Origin of the sequence: Janthinobacterium breve, assembly GCF_051380895.1 — a bacterium.
In the GTDB taxonomy this organism is placed as follows: domain Bacteria; phylum Pseudomonadota; class Gammaproteobacteria; order Burkholderiales; family Burkholderiaceae_D; genus Janthinobacterium.
On sequence record NZ_JBNYXY010000002.1, the window covers coordinates 434,480 to 455,869 of the forward strand.

At 61.1% G+C, this 21,390-nt stretch carries 21 protein-coding genes; 13 read left to right on the forward strand and 8 right to left on the reverse strand.

Annotation, left to right across the window (positions count from 1 at the left end; translation table 11 throughout):
* Positions 1 to 10 precede the first annotated feature (10 nt).
* The 4 genes from ACQ4W0_RS04750 (at position 11) to ACQ4W0_RS04765 (ending at position 3,944) form a co-directional block, all read left to right on the forward strand.
* Complete coding sequence (locus ACQ4W0_RS04750) at positions 11 to 1,408, forward strand: gluzincin family metallopeptidase (protein ID WP_436575718.1); 1,398 nt, start codon at positions 11 to 13, stop codon at positions 1,406 to 1,408.
* 96 nt (positions 1,409 to 1,504) lie between these two features.
* The gene (locus tag ACQ4W0_RS04755) at positions 1,505 to 1,792 is read left to right on the forward strand and encodes a protealysin inhibitor emfourin (protein ID WP_436575719.1); all 288 of its coding nucleotides are present in this window, start codon (positions 1,505 to 1,507) and stop codon (positions 1,790 to 1,792) included.
* 333 nt (positions 1,793 to 2,125) lie between these two features.
* Positions 2,126 to 2,449, forward strand: coding sequence for a ferredoxin FdxA (fdxA, locus tag ACQ4W0_RS04760; RefSeq protein WP_010395176.1), 324 nt, complete (start codon positions 2,126 to 2,128; stop codon positions 2,447 to 2,449).
* Between the two features lie 274 nt (positions 2,450 to 2,723).
* Positions 2,724 to 3,944 carry a polyhydroxyalkanoate depolymerase gene (locus ACQ4W0_RS04765; RefSeq protein ID WP_070260064.1) on the forward strand — a complete coding sequence of 407 codons (1,221 nt, stop codon included), beginning with the start codon at positions 2,724 to 2,726 and terminating at the stop codon, positions 3,942 to 3,944.
* A gap of 67 nt (positions 3,945 to 4,011) precedes the next feature.
* Here the strand turns inward: ACQ4W0_RS04765 and ACQ4W0_RS04770 are convergent, their stop codons facing one another.
* From ACQ4W0_RS04770 to ACQ4W0_RS04780, 3 genes are all read right to left on the reverse strand, one after another.
* The gene (locus tag ACQ4W0_RS04770; protein ID WP_436575720.1) at positions 4,012 to 4,698 is read right to left on the reverse strand and encodes a DOPA 4,5-dioxygenase family protein; all 687 of its coding nucleotides are present in this window, start codon (positions 4,696 to 4,698) and stop codon (positions 4,012 to 4,014) included.
* Between the two features lie 44 nt (positions 4,699 to 4,742).
* Positions 4,743 to 7,307, reverse strand: coding sequence for a TonB-dependent receptor plug domain-containing protein (locus tag ACQ4W0_RS04775; RefSeq protein ID WP_436575721.1), 2,565 nt, complete (start codon positions 7,305 to 7,307; stop codon positions 4,743 to 4,745).
* Between the two features lie 126 nt (positions 7,308 to 7,433).
* Positions 7,434 to 8,174 (reverse strand): substrate-binding periplasmic protein, encoded by a 741-nt coding sequence (locus ACQ4W0_RS04780; RefSeq protein ID WP_436575722.1) that lies wholly within the window; start codon positions 8,172 to 8,174, stop codon positions 7,434 to 7,436.
* Positions 8,175 to 8,217: 43 nt separating this feature from the next.
* Between ACQ4W0_RS04780 and ACQ4W0_RS04785 the strand changes: the two genes are divergently transcribed.
* The 9 genes from ACQ4W0_RS04785 (at position 8,218) to ACQ4W0_RS04825 (ending at position 17,733) form a co-directional block, all read left to right on the forward strand.
* Entirely contained in the window at positions 8,218 to 8,517 is a 300-nt protein-coding gene (locus tag ACQ4W0_RS04785) for a hypothetical protein (RefSeq protein ID WP_436575723.1), read from the forward strand.
* A 41-nt stretch (positions 8,518 to 8,558) separates the two neighbouring features.
* Positions 8,559 to 9,290, forward strand: coding sequence for an electron transport complex subunit RsxB (gene rsxB, locus ACQ4W0_RS04790; protein WP_436575724.1), 732 nt, complete (start codon positions 8,559 to 8,561; stop codon positions 9,288 to 9,290).
* The gene (nth, locus tag ACQ4W0_RS04795) at positions 9,287 to 9,934 is read left to right on the forward strand and encodes an endonuclease III (protein ID WP_436575725.1); all 648 of its coding nucleotides are present in this window, start codon (positions 9,287 to 9,289) and stop codon (positions 9,932 to 9,934) included. Before rsxB ends, nth begins: the two co-directional genes overlap by 4 nt.
* Before the next feature lie 24 nt (positions 9,935 to 9,958).
* Positions 9,959 to 12,817, forward strand: coding sequence for an AMP-binding protein (locus ACQ4W0_RS04800; protein WP_436575726.1), 2,859 nt, complete (start codon positions 9,959 to 9,961; stop codon positions 12,815 to 12,817).
* 14 nt (positions 12,818 to 12,831) lie between these two features.
* Entirely contained in the window at positions 12,832 to 14,625 is a 1,794-nt protein-coding gene (locus ACQ4W0_RS04805) for an AMP-binding protein (protein ID WP_436575727.1), read from the forward strand.
* 1 nt (position 14,626) lies between these two features.
* A complete protein-coding gene (locus tag ACQ4W0_RS04810; RefSeq protein WP_436575728.1) occupies positions 14,627 to 15,514 on the forward strand; it encodes a hypothetical protein in 888 nt (295 codons plus the stop codon).
* 1 nt (position 15,515) lies between these two features.
* Positions 15,516 to 16,646 carry an MBOAT family O-acyltransferase gene (locus ACQ4W0_RS04815; RefSeq protein ID WP_436575729.1) on the forward strand — a complete coding sequence of 377 codons (1,131 nt, stop codon included), beginning with the start codon at positions 15,516 to 15,518 and terminating at the stop codon, positions 16,644 to 16,646.
* 227 nt (positions 16,647 to 16,873) lie between these two features.
* Positions 16,874 to 17,407: a DUF6232 family protein gene (locus ACQ4W0_RS04820; RefSeq protein ID WP_436575730.1), complete on the forward strand. Its 534-nt coding sequence runs from the start codon at positions 16,874 to 16,876 to the stop codon at positions 17,405 to 17,407.
* 8 nt (positions 17,408 to 17,415) lie between these two features.
* Positions 17,416 to 17,733 (forward strand): hypothetical protein, encoded by a 318-nt coding sequence (locus tag ACQ4W0_RS04825; RefSeq protein ID WP_436575731.1) that lies wholly within the window; start codon positions 17,416 to 17,418, stop codon positions 17,731 to 17,733.
* Between the two features lie 42 nt (positions 17,734 to 17,775).
* On the opposite strand, the gene proB is transcribed toward ACQ4W0_RS04825, so the two are convergent.
* The 5 genes from proB to rplU all read right to left on the reverse strand — a co-directional run bounded on the left by proB (position 17,776) and on the right by rplU (position 21,192).
* The gene (gene proB / locus ACQ4W0_RS04830) at positions 17,776 to 18,894 is read right to left on the reverse strand and encodes a glutamate 5-kinase (RefSeq protein ID WP_436575732.1); all 1,119 of its coding nucleotides are present in this window, start codon (positions 18,892 to 18,894) and stop codon (positions 17,776 to 17,778) included.
* A gap of 27 nt (positions 18,895 to 18,921) precedes the next feature.
* A complete protein-coding gene (locus ACQ4W0_RS04835; RefSeq protein ID WP_436575733.1) occupies positions 18,922 to 19,332 on the reverse strand; it encodes a hypothetical protein in 411 nt (136 codons plus the stop codon).
* 12 nt (positions 19,333 to 19,344) lie between these two features.
* On the reverse strand, positions 19,345 to 20,454 hold the full coding sequence (gene obgE, locus ACQ4W0_RS04840) for a GTPase ObgE (RefSeq protein WP_101484030.1): 1,110 nt from the start codon (positions 20,452 to 20,454) through the stop codon (positions 19,345 to 19,347).
* Positions 20,455 to 20,567: 113 nt separating this feature from the next.
* Positions 20,568 to 20,840 carry a 50S ribosomal protein L27 gene (gene rpmA / locus ACQ4W0_RS04845; protein WP_010395157.1) on the reverse strand — a complete coding sequence of 91 codons (273 nt, stop codon included), beginning with the start codon at positions 20,838 to 20,840 and terminating at the stop codon, positions 20,568 to 20,570.
* 40 nt (positions 20,841 to 20,880) lie between these two features.
* Positions 20,881 to 21,192 carry a 50S ribosomal protein L21 gene (gene rplU / locus ACQ4W0_RS04850; protein WP_038500602.1) on the reverse strand — a complete coding sequence of 104 codons (312 nt, stop codon included), beginning with the start codon at positions 21,190 to 21,192 and terminating at the stop codon, positions 20,881 to 20,883.
* Positions 21,193 to 21,390: the final 198 nt, after the last annotated feature.

The window sequence follows — 21,390 nt, forward strand, 5'->3', positions numbered from 1 at the left end:
GAGAGCTACCATGGACCAGAAAGTCATTGTGCCGGTCGAAGCCGTATTGACCAAATGCATGTCCCTGCCCGTCGGCTATGTCCCTACCCCATCGGCGCCCTACCGCCAGCACCGCAAGAATGCGCAACTGACCCTGCAGCCGGGCCTGCCCCGCCTGAGCGACGCAACGACCCGCAACCTGGCCGCCGTACCCGTCGGTTCGCGCGTGCTGATCTGGAAACAAGATCCCTCCGTCAGCGACCTGGGCACGCGCAAGGCCTTCCTGCCCGGCCTGATCCTGCAAGGCCCGCGCGACGCGCGCATCACGTTTGGCGAACCGGGCATCGCGCAGGTCAGCCCGAATGCCTTCGGCGACTTCATCGTCTCGCCCAACACAGACCAGTTCGATGCCGTGCACACCTTTGCCATCGTGCGCATGACGCTCACCATGTACCAGCGCGCGCTGGCCAGCAACGACACGGCGCCGCCACTGCCCTGGCAATGGAATAGCGCCAGCAATACGGCGCCCCTGCGCGTGTTTCCGCACGGCTTGCCCAATGTCATGAATGCGTATTACAGCCGCAGCGACAAGGCCCTCAAGTTCGGCGACTTCATCCCCAGCGGCGCCACCGATCGCGTCTACACCTGCCGCTCGCTCGACATCGTCTCGCATGAAACGGGGCACGCCGTGCTCGATGGCCTCAAGCCGAATTGGCTGCTCAGTAACAATCCACCGCAAACGGGCGGCTTGCACGAATCGTTCGGCGACCTGACAGCCATCTTCCTCGCCCTGTCGCAGCTCGACCAGGTGGAAGCGGTGATTGCCCAAACCAAGTCCGACCTGCACGACAAGACCTTCCTGGCCGACCTGGCCGAGCAGTTCGGCCTGGCCCTGGGCCGGCCAAACGGCTTGCGCAATGCCGACAACGACATCAAATTATCGGAAGCAGGCACGGAAGTGCACGCCATCTCACAAGTGTTTACGGGCGCCATCTACGACATTCTGGCCGACATCTTTTCCCACGAACGCCGGCCCCAGCTGGAAGACGATGCGGCCGTGCTGCACCGCTGCGGCGACTATCTGCGCAGCCTGGTCCTGCGGGCCCTGGTGGCGTCGCCCGAGCAAGCCGCAACGTATGCCGATGTGGCTGGCCACATGCTGACGATCACCGAGGCCGATGGCAATGGCGCCTACCTGGACTTCATCCGCAACAGCTTTACCGTGCGCGAAGTGCTCAAGGCCAATGCCATGGCAGAAGATGGCCAGACGACCTTTGCCCCCGACGTCGTCGACGGGGACGGCGCCGTGCAAGACAGACGCGCCTGCTGCGGTACCATGAACCATGCGGAATACAGCGAATCGGATCAATTGCTCGAAGCGGAGCGCGAAGCACTGGCCGCCTGGTGCCGCAGTTACGGCACCCGCTAGACACCCGCGCACCAGCGCACCAGCACTCCCGCTTCAGACCTGCCGGACTGGCGGCAGGCCATAGCGCGCCCACCACCATCGACAACAAGGAGCACCATGAAAATTTCAGCCCGCAGCAGCGGCGGCTTTGCCGGCCTGAGTGAACAGTATGACATCGATACGCAAGCCCATCCGGCTGGCCCCGGGCTGGAAGCGACACTGGCCAGTAGCGGCTTTTTCACGCACCAGCAAGCTACGGGAGAACAGGTGGGCGCCGATATCCCCCACTGGCAGATCACCGTCGATGCGCCCACCGCGCGCCGCACCATCACGTTTGCCGAGGATGGCAGTGCAGAAAATGCACGTTGGCAACAGCTGCTGATGCAAATACGTGCCAGCGCCTGATTTTTCTGGCATGTATTTGGCAGCGATCTTGATTTGAGTAAAACAAAAACACCACACGACAAGACAGCACGCCGCCCGCCCGGCACCCTGCCACAGCGGGCGACTGTCGCTTTCTTGCTGCGTTCTTCATGGCAACGTCCCGGATAGTCGCTGAATTGCACTCTCTGCGCGGCAACGGCAACGCGAAAAAATGAATTTGCTTATATGTATTGTATATAAGCGGGATTTGTGAGAAATAGCGAATTGCCTTAAAATACAATGCTTTGCTTTAGTATGCGCCGCCGAGGTTCCTGCAGGCGCTACAGCACCTCCCCCCAAATTGATAGGACTGTTATGACCCACGTTGTCACCGAATCCTGCATCGCCTGTCGCTATACCGACTGCGTCGATGTCTGCCCGGTAGATTGTTTCCGGGAAGGCCCGAATTTCCTGGCGATCGATCCGGACGAATGTATTGACTGCGCCGTCTGCGTGGCAGAGTGCCCGGTGAACGCGATTTTCGCGGAAGAAGACGTGCCGGGCGACCAGCAAGCCTTCATCAAGATCAACGTCGATCTGGCCCGCAACTGGCCTTCGATCACCAAGACGAAGGCTGCCTTGCCGGAAGCCGAGCAATACAAGGACGTCAAGGACAAGCTCGACATGCTGGTGCGCTAAGCGCACGCCAGTTGCGGCGGCCATAGCGGCGGGAATATTCCTCCCCGCAGGGGCATGACGGCAAATAAATATACCAAAAGCAGCGGAAACGCTGCTTTTTTTGCTTTTAAAACATCGTTGCAGGTCTATCCACGCAGTGTGGCACGCTGTCACAACGATGCGCAAACTGTGGGCCTATGCGCGGTAAAGCACATTTTGTCCTCAACAAATATCGTAGAATTGGATTATGATCTTTGAGCCGATATTGGCGCTTGGAATTAAACAAGGACTCTATATGCTTTACCAACTGCACGAACTGCAACGCTCTTTCCTCACTCCGGTGATGCAATGGGCAGACATGTCCTCCAAGTTATTTACCAACCCGGTTTCCCCACTGGCCCACACTCCGTTTTCGCAGCGCATCGCGGCCGGCTACGAGCTGATGTACCGCCTTGGCAAAGACTACGAAAAACCGCAATTCGACATCCAATCCGTGCTCGTCCAGGGCGAGAGCGTCGACATCCGCGAACACGTTGTCGTGACAAAACCGTTTTGCCGCCTGATTCACTTTAAAAAAGAAGCCACTGGCTTGCAACAGCCCAAAGTTTTGCTGGTTGCCCCCCTGTCCGGTCACCACTCGACCCTGCTGCGCGATACCGTGCGCGGCTTGCTGGCCGAGCATGATGTCTACATCACCGACTGGACGGACGCGCGCATGGTACCGCTGACGGAAGGCCCGTTCCACCTGGACGACTACATTTATTATGTGCAAGAGTTCATCCGCCTGCTGGCGCCTGATCTGCACGTGATTTCCGTCTGTCAACCGACCGTGCCTGTGCTGGCCGCCATCTCGCTGATGGCGACGGCAAAAGATCCGCACATGCCGAAAACCATGACGATGATGGGCGGCCCCATCGACCCGCGCCGCTCGCCCACGCAAGTCAACAACCTGGCGACGGAAAAGAAATTCTCGTGGTTTGAAAACACCGTGATCTACGCGGTGCCGCCGAACTACCCTGGCTTTGGCCGCAAGGTCTATCCGGGCTTCCTGCAGCACGCCGGTTTCATCGCCATGAACCCTGGGCGCCACGCACAAAGCCACCGCGAGTTCTACATGCACCTGGTGACGGGCGATGACGAGCCGGCAGAAGGCCACCGCCAGTTCTACAACGAGTACAACGCCGTGCTGGACATGCCGGCCGAGTACTACCTGGAAACCATCAAAACGGTTTTCCAGGAATTCAGCCTGCCGATGGGCACCTGGAAAGTGGGCGGCCAGCTGGTGCGTCCGCAAGACATCACGAACGTGGCGCTGTTTACCGTAGAAGGCGAACTGGACGACATTTCCGGCGCCGGCCAGACCCAGGCGGCGCATGATTTGTGTTCCGGCATCCCTGCCGAGATGCAACAAGACTTCGTGGCGCCGAAATGCGGCCACTACGGCATCTTCTCGGGCCGCCGCTGGCGCGAGATCATTTGCCCGAAAATCGGCGAATTCATCCAGAAACACGGCTGATAGGCTTTGTTTCAACAAAAACGGCACGCCAGGCTACCCTGGCGTGCCGTTTTCTTTTATGCCCAGCTCATGCGCGCGACGTTTCAATCTTCACCGTCGGGCGCGTATTGACAAAGATTTGCTCGACTCTCGGCTCGCCCGGCCCCGGCTTCTTCATCGCATAGCCATTCACGGGCTGCGAACGGTTCACCCACAGCGCGTAATACAGATGGTCGGCACGGGGATCTTCCGTATTCGGGTGGATCAGTATCGTCAGGCCCAGGCTGTTCAGTTGCAACCACGGCACGATCACGGGCAATAAATCATTGGTAAAGCCGAAATAGAACGAGGGCGTCACGTGCGGGCCGCGCGGCTCCAGGTTCCAGTCGCCTAGTTCGATCTGGAAGCGCTCGGCCGCCCACTTGCGTATCAGCGCCGCCTTCTGATAGCTGTCTTCATCAAAATAGATATGCGCGTGATAACTCTCGATATCCGTGTAAGCGCGCGGCTTGCCCGGCAAGACTTCCTCGCCGGGCCGCACGCTGACAGGGCGCGGCGTGGGCGCCGTATCCGTATGCTCGCCCCACGGGCTTTTGCCGGGCGCCGATGGTTTTACGCGCTTTACCCCGCTATCCTGCGCCAGCGCCGAACCAGCCAGGCCCGAAGCGGCCAGCGCCGCCACCAGGCCACCGCCACGCAAGACCGTGCGGCGTTGCGGAGAGAGAAGATTGGCCCATTCCAGATCGATGGCCGCGTGTTGATTTTTGTCAGACATAGAGGATTTCCTGTTCTTGATTATATGGAGATAGAGAAGGCGGTTCAAAAGTGAACAGTGGCGCGGGCGTAGTAGTAAGCACCAAGAACGCCAAGTGGTCCCGAGTTGTCGTACGCCCCCGTGTACTGCGCCAGATTCGACGCGCTGCGCGCTTCGCGCGGCACCTGGCTTGGCTTCTGGTCGAAGACATTGTTGACGCCCACCGTCACGTTGATGCGCTTGCTGATGTCGTAGCCGACGCTGACATCCGTCACGAAGGCGGCCTTCAGCTGATAATCGCCGCCAGTGATGGCGTTCAGGCGCTTGAGCGTGCCGTAGCGCGTCTCGCGCACGTTGAATACCCAGCCGGCTTTTTCATACGCCAGCGTGATGATCTCCTTGTCGCGCGGTGCGCGGTACAACAAGTCGTACTCGGCCGATTTGCTCAGGGTGCCGATGTTTGGCAAGCCTTGCAGCACCGCCGGCAAGGCCGCCTTGTCCACCAGGCTCGTGTGGTTGATGTTCGCCGCCGCCGTCCAGCGCAGCTTGCCATCGGCCACGCGCAATACATCCTCGGCCGTCAAGTCGATGCCGCGTGTGCGCGTGTCGCCCACGTTGGCAAAATAATGCGCCACCAGGCCATTGCCCACAGTCAATCCTGCCGAGCGCAGCAGGTTTTCAATCACCGTGGCCTGCGCCGCCGTCAGCGGGCGGCCACTGCCGTCGAGCGCCACGCCCGAGCTGCGGTCGATGCCGATGTTCGACGACACACCCAGGCGGTCGCTAACCTTGATTTGATATGCGTCAACGGCAAAGCGCAGGGTGGGCGTAGGATTAAAGGTCAGCCCGGCCGACAGATTCGTCGATTTCTCCGGTTTCAACGCTTGCGCGCCCAGGGCCCGCGCAGCGGCCGAGCTCGGCTGCGCCAGGGTGTAGGGCACGCCCGCATGGTCCGAGGTGTTCGAGTACGATTGCGTCACCAGGCTCGGTGCATGGAAACCGTTGCTGACGGTGCCGCGCACGGCCACGGCGGGCGTGACGTCATAACGGGCGGACAGACGGCCCGTGCTCTTGCTGCCGAAATCGGAATATTTCTCGGCACGCAGGGCCGTATCGAGCAGCAATTGCGGCGTCAGTTTGGCGCCCAGGCCGATATACGCCGCATAGCTGTGGCGCGCCGTGTCGGAGGCATCGACGGGCAGGTAGCCGGCCAATGCCGACGAGCCGCTGCCCTGCCAGGAAGCGGGCTCGCCCGGGCTGCGTTGCTGCGTTTCGTGCGAATACTCGAGGCCGACGCTGAGGTCAGCCGGCTCGCTCAATCCCAGCGGCACGGGGCGGCGCGCGTCGGCGTTGGTGGTCGAGCGGCTGTAGCGCTGATTGCCGATGACAAAATCGGTCTTGCCACCCGGATAAGTCAGCGAGTAATTGGCCGAGTTTTCCACGCCCACGTCGATATCGTCGCGGCCGTAGGTGCTGCTGACATCCCAGCTCCAGCCAGCCGTTTCGCCCTTGATGCCGCCCGTCAGCGCGAAATCGTTCTCGCTCGTCGTTTCATACGGCGTGAAACCGTCGGGATACACGGACAGCAAGCTGCGGTTGTTATTGAAAATGGTATTGGGCAGGCGGAAATTCTGCGCCGAGCGGGCATTGCGGTGCGCGTACGTGCCGAAGCCGTACAGTTGCACCTCATTCGACACGTCATAGCCGAGGTTGGCGCTGAGCGCGGCGGTCGTACTTTGCGGCACGCCCGTATTGCGCCATGGATTGCTGTTGCGGCCCGCTTCGGCCGGGTTCGGCGAGGCACCGGCCGGCAAGCTGTTGTTCGGTCCCAATTTCACCAGCTGGCCATCGCTGTTGCGCACGGCGGGATAAGACAGATAGGCGGGATTCAGGCCGAAATTGCGCACGGCGATGCCCTGGCGCTGGACTTCGGCGCCGAAGTGGGCAAAGCCGCGCTCGCCCAGGCGCGTGCCGCCATCGATGCGCACGGAACCGTTCGTGCCATCGCCATCGTAGGTGGAACCGAACTGCGTGCCGAAGCTGCCCTTGTCATCCGATTTCAGGATGATATTGATGACGCCGGCAATGGCGTCGGAACCGTAGATGGCCGAGGCGCCGTCGCGCAAGATTTCCACGCGGGCAATGGCACCCGTGGGTATCAGGGCCAGGTCGGTGGCGACGGAACCGGGAAAACCATCCTCATTGACGATGGCCGTCGTATGGCGTCGCTTGCCGTTGACCAGCACCAGGGTATGCGATGGATCGAGGTTGCGCAGCTGCCCGGCGCGCACGATGCTGCCCAGGTCGGGCTGCACGCGGGCCGGCAAGTTAAACGACGGCAAGGCCGTGTCCAGCGCATCGAGCAGGTTCAATTTCCCCGTGGCCTGCAGTTGCTGCGCGCTGATCACGTCGATGGGCGCGGCGCTGTTGGCCACCGTGCGGCCCGTGCCGCGCGCACCCGTCACGATGACGGCATCGAGCGGGGCGTCAGCCAGCGCGCCAGCGCCGTCCGGCGACGCTTGTGCATGGGCCGCACCGGACGCCCCCAGCACCAGCACGGCCACCGAGACGGCGTGCGTCAGTTGCCGCAGACGCGGGGCGGGGTCTTGCTTGGCTATCAATTCCAGCATACGAAAACATCCTTTCAACGTCGTCAACACAGTGGCAGGAGACTAAAGGATGGACAAACAAACAAGAACGAATGGTTTCGTATTTAGATATTTCGTTTTGGCAATTAACAACAGTGACGTAAGACGTCAGTGAGTGGTGGGGGCGGTGGCCAGGCTCTGGTCGAGCCGCTTCCAGTAATCGCGTTCCAGCCGGGCCGTATCGATGTCGCGCGCCGCTTCGTTGAAGCGCTTTTGCTGCGCGGCACCTTCGGCATCGCGCTGGAAGCACACATGCACGGGGCGCTCCTTGAAGACCGTATCGATGATGGCGATGCGCTCGCGCTCGGCCTTGCTGAAGTTGCGTCCCATCAGCAAATGCTGCAGGACATGGCGCTCGATGACGATCACGCGGTAACGCTTGATGAACAGTTTTTTCAGATTCGTGGCGTCGTTCAAGCCCTCTTCCGTCTTCAGTTCACCACGCGCCACCATGCCATCGAACTGCTCGCCATTCGAATAGCCGGCCACGGTGCCGATGCGCAGCTTGCCCAGTTCGGCCAGGGTGGCGCCGGGCAAGCCATCCTCCTTCAGGTAGGCCAGCACCCCCTGCGTGTTGCCAACCGGAACAGAAAAGTGACAGAGTTTTTCCCGTTCGGGGGTGCGCCAGACGGCCAGGAACCCGGCGTAGCGGGGACTGCCCAGGCCAAACTGCATGGCGCGCTTCCACGGGAAATACTCATATTTGACGACATACCCCAGGCGTTCGAAGATGGCGCTGACCATCGCCCCCGACATGCCATCGGCAGGCAAGCTATGGGAAATGAAGGGCGGCCAGTCTTCCGCCGCGAAGCGGACGATGCGCGAGCTGGCAGCACCCTGTGCCACCATGGGGGAGGCAACCTGCCCGTGCGCAACGGCAAGCGTAGAGTGCATGAACAAACAGAAGGGCAAACCAACTGTCCGGAGGAAACGCATGTTTTGCTCCTATGGCCTGGCGCACCTTGCAGTGCAGGCGCGGCAACAGGACTGGCGGTCGGCTTTTTTAATAACAGGCTTGATAAAAATCATGCTCCCACAAAAAAAAGAAATTGCAAAGTTGTTTATTTGCACTTTGACATTCCAGCGGGAAATAAAATACGCTTGCGGCACGCCTGCTACAGCCTGCTACAGCCTGCTACAGCCTGCTACAGCGCACGCTATCCCCTTTCACGACACAGGTTTTTACTTGTAGGCGGCCCAGATGGCCGATAATAACGTTTTACCGTATTGAAGATGACCGTGCCGCATCCCGCCTCTCCCTCCCTTGCCGACCAGATCGAAGACTTGCTGCCGCAAACGCAATGCACCAAATGCGGCTACAACGGCTGCCGCCCGTATGCGGAAGCGATAGCCGCAGGCAATGCCGACATCAACCAGTGCCCGCCGGGCGGCGCGCAAGGCATCGTGCGCCTGGCCGGCTTGCTGGGCAAGAAAGTCATTCCACTCAATCCCGTCAATGGCCTCGAACGTCCGCGATCTGTCGCTTACATCGACGAATCGCTGTGTATCGGCTGTACCCTGTGCATCCAGGCCTGTCCCGTGGATGCCATCGTCGGCGCCGCCAAGCAGATGCATACGGTGGTGACCAGCCTGTGCACGGGCTGCGACCTGTGCGTGGCGCCCTGCCCCGTCGACTGCATCGTGATGTATCCCGTCAGCGGCGACGCCACCGGCTGGGATGCCTGGAGCCAGATGGACGCCGACGACGCCCGCGCGCGCCACGATTTCCGCACGCAGCGGCTGCGCCGCGAGGCCGAGGCCAACGACGCGCGCCTGGCCGCCAAGGCCGTCGCCAAGATGCAGGAAGTGACGCAGGAAGTGCCCGTCACGCCCGACGAACAGGCGGAAAAAGAGCGCAAGCGCGCCATCATCGCCGCCGCCATGGAGCGCGCGCGCGCCAAGGCCGCTGCCGCCAGCACGGACACCGCCCAGCCAGCTCCCACCACCCCGAAAAAAGACGCATGAACGCTGCCAAACGCCTGGAAATCTTTACGCGCTTCCGCGCCGCCAATCCTTCGCCGAAAACGGAACTCGACTACACGACGCCATTCGAGCTGCTGATCGCCGTGCTGCTGTCGGCGCAGGCGACGGACGTGTCCGTCAACAAGGCGACCCGCTTGCTGTATCCGGTCGCCAATACCCCAGCCACGATACTGGCGCTGGGCGTCGACGAGCTGGCCAGCTACATCCGCACCATCGGCCTGTTCCGCACCAAGGCGAAGAACGTCATCGCCACCTGCCAGATCCTGCTCGATCAGCACGGCGGCGAAGTGCCGCGCGACCGTGCCTCGCTGGAAGCCTTGCCCGGCGTGGGCCGCAAGACGGCGAATGTGGTCATGAACACGGCGTTTGGCGAACCGACCATGGCGGTCGACACGCATATCTTCCGCGTCTCGAACCGCACCGGCATCGCACCAGGCAAAAATGTCGATATCGTCGAGCAAAAACTGCTGAAATTCATACCCAAGGAATTCCTGCACGACGCCCACCACTGGCTCATCTTGCACGGCCGCTACACGTGCACGGCGCGCAAACCGCAATGCTGGAACTGCATGATTGCCGACTTGTGCGACTACAAGAGCAAATCGCCGATGCCGGCCGTCGTCTGACAACATGCCTTTGCTAACCACACCATGCTGCACACGACACTAGATATCCTGGCGTGTCCCGCCTGCCGCCTTCCCCTGCACAGCAACACGCCAGCCGGGGCATTGGCACCATTGCTGGAAGCAGTATTGCGCTGTCCGGCATGCGCCATCGACATTCCCGTCATACACGGCTTCGCGCTCTTCACGGAAGCACGGCAAGGCTGCGATGCCCAGATGCTGTCGGCGCTGCGTGCCCAGCTGACGCCCAGCGCCGAGTATCTGTCCTTCATGCACCGCCGCCATGTGCGCCGCATTCCCGACCGCTACGCCGCCTTCCAGCCCTTCAATGAATCCACGCGCGCCTTTTATGCCTTGCTGGACCTGGTCAGGGAGCAGTTGCGACCAGGCGACCTCATTCTCGACACCTGGGGCCGCACAGGCTGGAGTGGCGAAATGCTGGCGGCGGCGTTTCCCCAGCAGCATGTCATTTCTGTATGGGAAGGCAATTTCGATGTGCTCGGTTACATGGGATACGCTCACTGGCTGCCCGCAGGACAGCGCGCGCCCAACAATGACATCATTTTCTTGCCACCGGGCAGTCCCATGCCTTTTCGCGATGGCACATTCGCGCTGATTCACGGCCTCGACTCACTGCATCGCTATGCACCAGTGACCTTTGCCGGCGACATGCTGCGCATCGCCCGCAGCGACGCGCCGATCATCTTCCCGCACGTACACATGGCCAACAGCCAGCCCGCGCCCTACTTCGAGCGCGGCGGCAACATCCTTCACGGCCGTTGCTATCAGCAGCGCTTTGATGCTGCGCAAGCACGCGGCGCACGCAAGACGCTGGTGATGTCGGAAGTGACCCTGTTCGACGCCAGGGGACAGTTGCATGACGAGCCGGACACTGCTCATTACAACGGCCTGGTGGCGCTGGTGCCGCCCGCATGGGAAGGAGCACCTCTGCGCCAGGCCGATCTCGACCTGGCCTTGCCCGCATCGCGCGCTGTCGTCAATGCCCTGCTGCGGCTCGACAGCCTGAATGGCTGCGCCGTGCCCGATACCGATGCGCTGGGCGGCCTGATGCAAGACTTGCTGCTGCGCCATCCGTGCTATGCGGAACGCCTGGCGCGCCTGGGGCTGCAGAAACTGAGCGCCGGGCAATTGCAGATCCTGTTCCAGCTGGGCCAGCTACGGACCTTGGACGAGGTGGCACAACGGCTGAATTTGCCGGTGGAATACGTGTGCCAGCAAGCAAAGGGCATGGCCGCGACCGAACTGCTGCAGATGGCCCCCATCAGTGGCGCCATGGCCCGTTTGCAATCCTACTATGCCAGCCAGATCGTACGCCCCCTGCCGCAGGAAGAAACCTTCGAATATCTGTGGCAACGACTGCCGGCGCTGTACCAGCAACGCCCGCTACTGCTGTGTGGCATGGACGGCAGCGCGTTTGGCTGGGCGGAAGTCGAGCTGCTCGTGCCGGCATTGCAACGGGGCTTGCTGGCGATGGGCGTCCGCGCAGGCGACCGCATCGTCATACTGTGCGCACACCATCCTGAAGCGGTAATGCTGAGCTGGGCCAGCTGGCGCATCGGTGCGGTCGTGGTTCCTTTGCGCAAGGAATTGGCGGACACACCCGCCTTGTTGCAGCCTTTGCTGGAGCGCATTGCTCCCGCCTTGCTGGTGCTGGATCGCCCCCGTCACAGCGCCGCCGCCCTGGCGACATGCCCGGCGCTGTTACTCGACGATATAGCCCAGGATGCCAGCACGGTCTTAGCGCCAGGCTGTGCATTGCCTGAACTGTCGGCCTTGCTGGAAGGCTGGATGGAGCTGCCGCCCGCACCGGAGCTGTCCGGCCATGGCATCCACCCAGATGATCCCGCCGTGATTTTGTTTACCTCCGGCAGCACCGGCACGCCCAAGGGTGTCGTGCACAGCCAACGTTCGCTACTGCAAAGCGGCCAGCTGGCGGCCACGCAATTTGGCTGGCACGACGGTGACATATTGCTGTCGCTGGGCGACTGCCACACCATGAGCGGCTTGCGCAACCCCATGGTCGCCGCCCTGTTTGCCGGTGCCAGCGTGTATCTGGCCGATGAAAACGAACGAGGCAATGTCGGCAAGACCTTGCAGGCGGCCCAACGCCATGGCATTACCGCGCTGGCGACAGGCCCCGCGTGGCTGGCCATGCTGCAGCGGCTGCCAGCGCACCTGACCCTGCACCCGGCCAGCTTGCGGCAAATCATTTCCACGGGCGCGCCTCTGCAATCGTCACTGCACGCGGCATTGAGCGAGCGCATGCGACTCGTCATCGTCGATTACTATGGGCTGACGGAGACGGGCGGCCTGTGCATGCTGTTCCAGCACGCACCCGGTGCCGCGCAAGCGTGCGGCCGTCCCGCAGGCGCCGTGCTGCAAATCTGCGATGGCGACGGCCTGCCGCTCGGACCGGCGCAAGCAGGGGAACTGCGCGTGCACAGCAACCAGCTGATGAGCTCGTACTGGGGCGATCCGGCGCAAACCGCCGCCATCGCCCGCGGCGGCTGGATCTACACGGGCGATATCGCCAGCCATGATGGCCTGGGCAACATCACCCTGCTGGGCCGGCACGATGACCAGCTCAAGAACGAGTATGGCGACATCGTCCATCCGGCCCCGCTCGAACACGCCATGTGCAACCATCCGCTGGTACGCCAAGCAGCCGTCACCGCCGGGCCGCAAGGCTTGATCGGCATGCTGGTGGTTGACGATGGCTTCGACTTGCCCGCTTTTGTCGCCTTTTGCCGTCAACATCCGCAAATCGACGCCTTTCCCCGCGAACTGCGCCTGCAGGCAGCCTTGCCCTACACTGCGGCAGGAAAACTCGACCGTCGCGCACTGGCGCATTCCATCTCACGGTAACAGACAGGCCCACCATGTTTCAGCCCCGTCCCACGCCTACGCATACGCCATTCCTGATCGCTTCCAGGACGCTTGATCACGCCGACCTGGAAGAACAACTGCTGAAAGTGGCGGCCAGGCTGATCGCAAGCGAACTGCCACATAAACGCGTGCTGCTGATGGTGCGCGATGATCTGGCATTTGCTCCCTTGCTGCTCGGTTGCATGCGGGCCGGCGCCATTCCCCTGCTGCTCGATCCGGGCACCTCCGTGCGGCAAGTCAAGGATCTGCTGGAACATACGCGCATCGATGCCGTCATTGCCGATGCCGATGCAATCGAACTATGGCGTGCCCAAGATATCGCGCTGCCTGCGCAGCAAATCCGCGTCGGTGCAGTCCAGGCCAAGGGCGCCCTGTTGAGTAAATTGCTGGGACGGCGTGCCCCCGCCGACCCGGACAATTGGCCCGGCCTGCTGGCAGCCCCAACGCCGGCGCCCTTGCCGCCCGCACGGCAGGAGGGGCCCGCCTATGTCGTGTTTACTTCAGGCAGCACGGCCCGTCCGAAAGGCGTTGAAATGCACTGGCCCGCCCTGCTCGCGCACCTGCAGACCATAGGCGCACACTACGCACTGATACCCGCTTCCCGCCTGCTGAACCTGATGCCTTTGTCGCACGCCGATGGCTTGGTGCAAGGCGTGCTGCTGGCTTACCAACGGGGCTGTACCTTGGTGCGTCCCGCGCCCTTCAGCATCGTCGCCATTGAGGCCATTTTGATTGCCATTTACCGCGAACAGGTGACCCACCTGATCGCCGCGCCGACAGCGCTGGCCCTGCTGCAGCAATATGGCGCCCACCTGGCGGAAAACTTCGACAATGGCCATTTCCACCTTGCCATTTCCTGCAGCGCTCCCCTGAGCCCAGCCACCTGGACCGGCTTCAGCCAATGTTTCAAGGTAAAACTCATCAATACCTATGGCTTGAGCGAAACGGGTGCCTGCGGCCTGTATGCGGGACCGGATGCCGCCAGCCAGAAGATCGGCAGCGTGGGCGTGCCGCGCGACATGCTGGCCAAAATCGTGCGCGACGATGGCGGCGAGGCCGGCTGCGACGAATCAGGCGAACTGTGCCTGCAAGGCGCCAACCTGATGCATGGCTACCTTGATAATCCGCAAGCAACCGCTGCCGTCCTGCGCGACGGCTGGCTGCATACGGGCGATCTGGCACGGCGCGACAGCGATGGCGTGTACTGGATCACGGGGCGCCTCAAGGACGTGATCATTTGCGGCGGCTACAACCTGTCGCCGGAAGCCATCAATAGCGTGCTGCTGCAGCACCCGGCCGTGCTGGAAGCGGCCACCGTCGCCATGCCCGACCCGACCTGGGGGGAAATTCCCGTCGCCTGCGTGGTGCTGCGCCCCGGCATGGAGGTGGATCACCAGCAACTGCTGCAGCATTGCGCCCAGTATCTGGGGGCACACGAATTGCCGAAACGCATCAGCTTGACGGGCCAATTGCCGCGCACGCCATCCGGCAAGGTCATTACGGCACAGTTACAGCACGCGCTGTCGGTGAGCCCGATGGCGGCCAGCGCACACGGTAATCAGCAGCAAGACATTTTTGCACTGGCCGCGAACCTGTTCAACTTGCCAGCGGGAATGCTGAAGGGCGATTCAGGCCCCGCCAATACACCGGGCTGGGACTCGTTGGCGCATATCAACTTCGTGATCGGCCTGGAAACCCTGTTCAAGGTACGCCTGAGTCCATCAGATGTGGTACACATGGAAACGATGGATGCCACCGTGCAACTGATCAAACGGCTGACGCGCTAAGATGGCCTCCGCACCGCCTCTGCGCATCTGGTTGTACGGCGCACTCGCGGTCGCGGGCGCCATTGCCCTGATTGCGCTGCCGCGCTGGTCATCCGGGCACAAGCCTGACTACGCCATTGCCGATCATACACGCCAGTTTCTCGATGCACCGTCGACCGATGGCAAGTTACGCGTGCTGGGCTTGGGCTCGTCCCTGCTATGGGCCGCCACGCCGCCTGCGCTGGCACAGGTGGCGCCGCCCGGCATCGACTGGATGCGCATGACCAAGCCCGGCACCGGCATGGGCTACCTGAAACCCAGCCTGGACATCATTGACCGCCATCCACCGGATATTCTGGTCATTGATGAAAACCTGCTGTTGCCCGATCAAGACAACGTGATCATGGATGAACTGCGGCAGGATTTCATTTTGGCAAGCAAGGGACTTGCCTACCAGCTTACCGGGAACGCACGGCTGGCACCGCCACAGGCCTATGTCGCACTGCTTGACCAACGCGAGCCTTTTGAGTGCGCCACCATCCCAGCCCATACGCGGCGGCGCGAAATTCTTAAAAATGCCGCCAATCTGCAACGTGTTTTTAATGACTCGGCCGTCAACCGGCAGCTAACTGACCGCCTGCAACGCCTGGCACAACGGGGGGTGCGCATCGTGCTGCTTGAACTACGCCGCTCCGAACTGGTCGAGCAAACGACCGCGACGGAAAAACAACGATGGTTATCACGTTTACAACAAGCACTGCCCCCGGGCCGCCATATTCGCTACCTCAGCTCACCGATTTACGTGCAGCAAAACTTGCATTGCGACGGCAGCCATTTGAATGCCGCCGGAGCCCGTCTGTTTACGCCATGGTGGCAAGCGCAATTACAGCAACTGCGGGACGAACGTTAACATGGTGTGGATGACAACTTTCGGCATGCTGTGCATGCTCGTGCTGGTCGCGCTCTACTGGCGCCTGCCGCCCGCATGGCGCCCCTGGCTGCTGGCCGGGAGTGGCGCCGTGCTGCTCGGACATGATGGCTGGAGCAGCGTGGCGGCCTGGTCCGCCTTGCTGGCCTGGCTGGCCTTCATCTGCTGCCCCCAGTGGCACCGCCCGGCCCTGATGCAAACGCTGGGCCTGGCCGGCGTGCTGCTCGCCTTTATTGCTTATCAATATGCCAAAGCCAGCCACGGCCTGGCCGCTTACTTGGGCTACGCCTTCGTCTCGCTGAAAGCCTGGCACCTGATCGCCGAGCATGGCGGTGGTGGCATCGCGCGCGATGGCCGCGTCGGCACGACGCTCGGTTATCTGCTCTTCCCACCCACCGTGGCCGTCGGTCCGGTCCAGCGTTACGATGCCTTCCGCATGGAACTATTGCGCGCACGGTGGGACAGGCAACTCGCCTCGCAAGCCTTGCAGCGCATGCTATACGGTTATTGCAAGGTAGTTTTACTCGCAGGATATATTCTCAATTTCAAATTCAATACTCTGAATCTGTCCACCGGAAACGCCTGGCTCGATGCCTACCTGCCGCTGGTGGGGTATGGCCTGAACCTGTACTGGCAATTCTCGGGCTATTGCGATATCGCCATCGGCTTTGCCGCGTTGCTGGGCATACGCGTGCCGGAAAATTTTCATTTCCCTTTTGCTGCCCGTAACCTGCCCGATTTCTGGCGCCGCTGGCATATCACGGTGTCGGACTGGTGCCGCGATTTCGTCTTCCGGCCCATCTTGTCACGCACAAGGCAATATCTGCTGGCCAGCCTGGGCAGCATGATGGTGCTGGGCTTGTGGCATGAACTGTCGCCGCGCTACCTGGCCTGGGGATTGTTCCACGGCGCCGGACTGGTCATCGTCCACCTGTGGGGCAAGCATATGCCATGGGCGGAACAGTTGCGCCATTACGCCCTATGGCGTGTCTTCAGCTGGTTTTTGACCTTGCAATTTGTCATACTCAGCTTCGCGCTGACGTCGACCAGCGATTTGCAGGCGGCCTGGTCTTGCCTGACGGTGCTGTTCGCACCACTGTTACCTGGGAGTTAAGGTGTACCAATTTCTCTTGCGCTACCTGCCGGCACCGCTCGTGCACGGGCTCTTCACGCTATGGTACGGGGGATTGCTGCTGCTGCTGTGGCTGAAATGGCCCCTTGCCTTTGGCCTGGGCTTTCGTTACGGCCAGCTATAAGAGCGCGCCCGTTTGCGCCAGATTAAAGAATAGATCCGATAGCGGCCCACACTAGCCAGACACGCGAAAGCTTCGGGGGCGCGCCATGGCTGAGTTAACGATCACAAACAATACTTTGCGCTACGGTGGGCGTGTCTATCCTATCCACAATCTGACCCAAAGCTATGTGCAGGAACGCGAACGCCTGCCCAGATTCAGCCTGTTTTTCATTTTGCTCTGCCTGGCGCTGGCCTGGCTCCTGTGCATCCATGAACCGCTGATCGTCGAGCACCTGTCCGCGCAACTGTTTGGGCGACGCCCCGCTCTGCCTGCCTGGCTGTACGTCCTTGCCGGCCTGGCATTCCTTTCCATCGCGGGCTACGGCCTGTGGGACCGCACGCAACTGAAGTACTACACCCTCTTTATCGAAACCAGTGCGGGTAGTTCGAGCTTGCTGCAATCGCGCGACAAGGAGGGCATCCTAGCCATCGCGCAGGCCATTATCAACGTCATGGAAAACCGCCAGACGGCGGCGACATATCACGTCAATGTGGACCATTCAAAGGTCACTTTCGGCGACGAATTCAGCAACATAGGCAGTGGCGCCAACATCGCCAACCGCTCAGAGATTAAACACTAGGAGGACCTATGGGCGACCATTTCAGCGGCATCGGCGCCGGCGCCACCATCATCAATCGCTCGCACATCGAAGGTTCATTAAAGCAGTTGCAGCAGACGGGCGGCCAGGCCGTAGCGGACGCATACCGGGAAGTCATCGCCCTGGTCGAACATTCGGGCAATCGCGATGCCCAGGCGGCACTACAAGCGCTGAGCCGCGAACTGGAACGGCGCGATGCCGAGCCTGGGGTGTTGAAAGCGTTATGGAGGGGATTGCTGGAATATTTGCCGGCCTTGCTGGAACTGCCGGCTGCGGCCGTGTTTGCCGCGCGGGCCCTGCAAACCTGAACGCATCGCGAGGATGATTCAAATTTGCAGGGTAGTCCATGCTTACAGCAAGACCATATTGTCGCGGTGAATCAGCTCATGGCCTTCCATGTAACCGAGAATGGACTCGATCTCGGTGGAGGGCTTGCGCATGATGCGGCGCGCTTCGCCGCTCGTGTAGTTGGACAGGCCACGCGCCACGGGCACGCCGGCGGCATCGACGCAAGTGATGACGGCACCTCGGCCGAATTCGCCGTTTACGCCCGTCACGCCGATCGGCAGCAGGGACTTGCCTTCCTGGCGCAGCTTTTGCACGGCGCCCGCGTCCAGCACGACGGCGCCGGCCGTGTGCAGATGATCGGCCATCCACTGCTTGCGCGCCGTCAATTGCCCCGTTTGCGCGCGCAATTCCGTGCCGATCGCTTCGCCACTAGCCAGGCGGCTCAGCACATCGCTGTCGCGGCCCCAGGCGATGATCGTATGGGCGCCGGACTTGGCGGCGCGCTTGGCAGCGAGAATTTTCGTCAGCATGCCGCCACGCCCCAGGCTGCTGCCGGCGCCGCCGGCCATCGCTTCCAGGGCTGGATCGCCGGCGATGCCCTGCGTGATCAGGTAAGCGTTCGGGTCCTTGCGCGGATCGGCCGAGAACAGGCCGTGCTGGTCCGTCAGGATGACCAGCGCATCGGCCTCGATCAGGTTGGCAACCAGGGCGCCCAGCGTATCGTTGTCGCCGAACTTGATTTCATCGGTGACGACGGTGTCGTTTTCATTGATGATCGGCACCACGCCCAGGCGCAGCAGGGTCGTCAGGGTGGAGCGGGCATTCAGGTAGCGTTCGCGGTCGGCCAGGTCGGCGTGCGTCAGCAGCACTTGCGCCGTGCCCAGCTGGTGGGCGCGGAAGCTGCTTTCATAGATTTGCGCCAGGCCCATCTGGCCGACGGCGGCGCAGGCCTGCAATTCGTGGATATCGGTGGGGCGCCGCTCGAAACCGAGGCGCAGCATGCCTTCGGCGATGGCGCCGGAGCTGACCAGCACGACTTCCTTGCCCAGGGCGCGCAAGCCGGAAATCTGCGCAGCCCAGCGGGCAATGGCGGCATGGTCGAGTCCGCGGCCATCGTTGGTGACCAGCGAAGAGCCGACTTTGATGATAATGCGGGTAGCTTTTTGAATCACGGAATCCATGGGGCGGCGCTCTTCACTTAATAGACGTCAGCGCGCAGGACGCAGCAGCAGCAAGGCCAGCCCCGCCAGCAGCTCGATTGCGCACATGAACAACACAAAACCCTGGGGCAAGCCGAAACTGATGGCCGCGTACAAACGGCCGGCGGGCTGCGCCAGGACCAACATTGCAGTGATATCGCCGAGGATGGGCGGTTCGCCCTGCCGTGCTGCGAACAGCGCCAGGAGCGCGGTAGCGCCCCAGACACCGACATGGGAAGCGTAGAACTGGCTGTAGCCATTGACGCCATTGAGGAAGATGCCCATGCCGGCCGCCAACTCATCGGCGAACAGCAGGCAGGCGACCGCGCTCAGCCCGTAAGCATACGCGATCAGATGCAATACACGGCGCTGCCACGCTTGCTTGCGCGATAACGCGACAGCGACCGCCTGTACTGACATCAGGATACAGCCTTAGTCGATAATTTTGAAACGCGGATCATCCGGGTCGATCGACGAGATACCGCGTGCTTCTTCGGTCATCTGCGTTTCTTCGGCACGGCTTTCGCTGTGCTTCTTCGCTTCCAGATGTTGATAAATCGCATTCACCAGTTCCGGGCAACCTTGATGGTTCAGCGCGGAAATCTCGAAGACGGGACCTTTCCAGGCGAAACGCTTGAGGAAGTCCTTCACCAGCTTCTTGCGGTCTTCTTCCGGCACCATGTCGAGCTTGTTCAACACCAGCCAGCGCGGCTTGTCGACCAGCGACTCGTCGTATTTTTTCAGTTCCTTGACCAGCGCCTTGGCTTCCTTGACAGGATCGACGTTGGTTTCAAACGGCGCCAGGTCGACGATGTGCAACAGCAGGCCCGTGCGCTGCAAGTGACGCAGGAATTGATGGCCCAGGCCCGCGCCTTCGGAAGCGCCTTCGATCAAGCCGGGAATATCGGCGATCACAAAGCTCTTCTCGTGCGACACGCGCACCACGCCCAGGTTCGGGTGCAGGGTAGTAAATGGGTAATCAGCAATTTTCGGACGCGCGTTCGAGACAGCCGAAATGAACGTCGACTTGCCGGCGTTCGGCATGCCCAGCAGGCCCACATCGGCCAGTACTTTCAGTTCCAGGCGCAGTTCGCGGCGTTCGCCTTCCTTGCCCTCGCCTTTTTGGCGTGGCGCGCGGTTGGTCGAGGACTTGAAGTGGATATTGCCCCAGCCGCCTTCGCCGCCTTTGGCCAGCATTTCGATCTGGCCGTGTTCGGTCAAATCGGCCAGGATTTCGCCGCTCGCGTTGTCGATGATCAAGGTGCCGACCGGCATGCGCAGGTGGATGTCATCCGCGCCCTTGCCATAGCAATCTGCGCCACGGCCAGGCTCGCCATTGCGAGCCTTGTGCATTTTGGAGAAGCGGAAATCGACGAGCGTGTTGATATTGCGGTCGGCGACTGCCCAAATGGTGCCGCCCTTGCCGCCATCGCCGCCATCGGGACCGCCGAAAGGCCGGAATTTTTCACGGCAGAAAGAGGCGCAGCCGTTGCCGCCATCGCCCGCGATGACTTCGATTTTTGCTTCGTCGATAAACTTCATAATTTTGCCGCCATAAAACTAAAAAGGCTCTACCTTGGGCAGAGCCTTTCGATTGAAGGCTTGCGCCTTACATCATGCGATCACAGCGGAGCGAACTGGCGCCCCGCGATGAATTACGCTGGTACTGCTGCGTTAGGTACAACGGTCACGAATTGCTTCGAGCCGGCACCTTTGACAACGAACTTCACTTTGCCCGCGATCAGCGCGAACAAGGTGTGGTCTTTGCCCATGCCTACACCTTCGCCGGCGCGCACTGGCGTGCCGCGTTGACGAATGATGATGCCGCCAGCATTGATAGCTTGGCCGCCGTAGACTTTAACGCCCAGGCGTTTTGATTCTGAATCACGGCCGTTTCGCGTTGTGCCGCCGCCTTTTTTATGTGCCATTTAAGACTCCTTGATAGCTGATTAATTCAAACAGCGGCGATTAGCCGTTGATCGAAACGATTTGGATTTCGGTAAAATTCTGGCGATGGCCTTGATGCTTTTGGTAATGCTTACGACGACGCATCTTGAAAATTTTGACCTTATCATGGCGACCATGCGCCACAACCGTAACCAGTACCGTTGCACCTTCGACCAATGGCGCACCAAATTTAATGGTGTCGCCCGCGCCTACTGCGAGAACTTGATCGATGGTGATTTCGGAACCAATGTCTGCCGGTATCTGTTCTACTTTAAGTTTTTCGCCAGCGACAACTTTGTATTGTTTGCCACCGGTTTTTATGACCGCGTACATGATTTGAAACCTCATCAAATGTTGAAAGAATTTGTCCCACTGTCACGCAAAGCAAGCCGTACACAACAGGGGGAACCAGCGATTATACACGGACTGATAAATTGCGTCAAAAACTATTCACAAAGACCGATGATCGTGGTATGTCGACAACCTGTCCATCATGTCAGGCTTGCGCCAGGCGGACAAAAAAGCACGCGC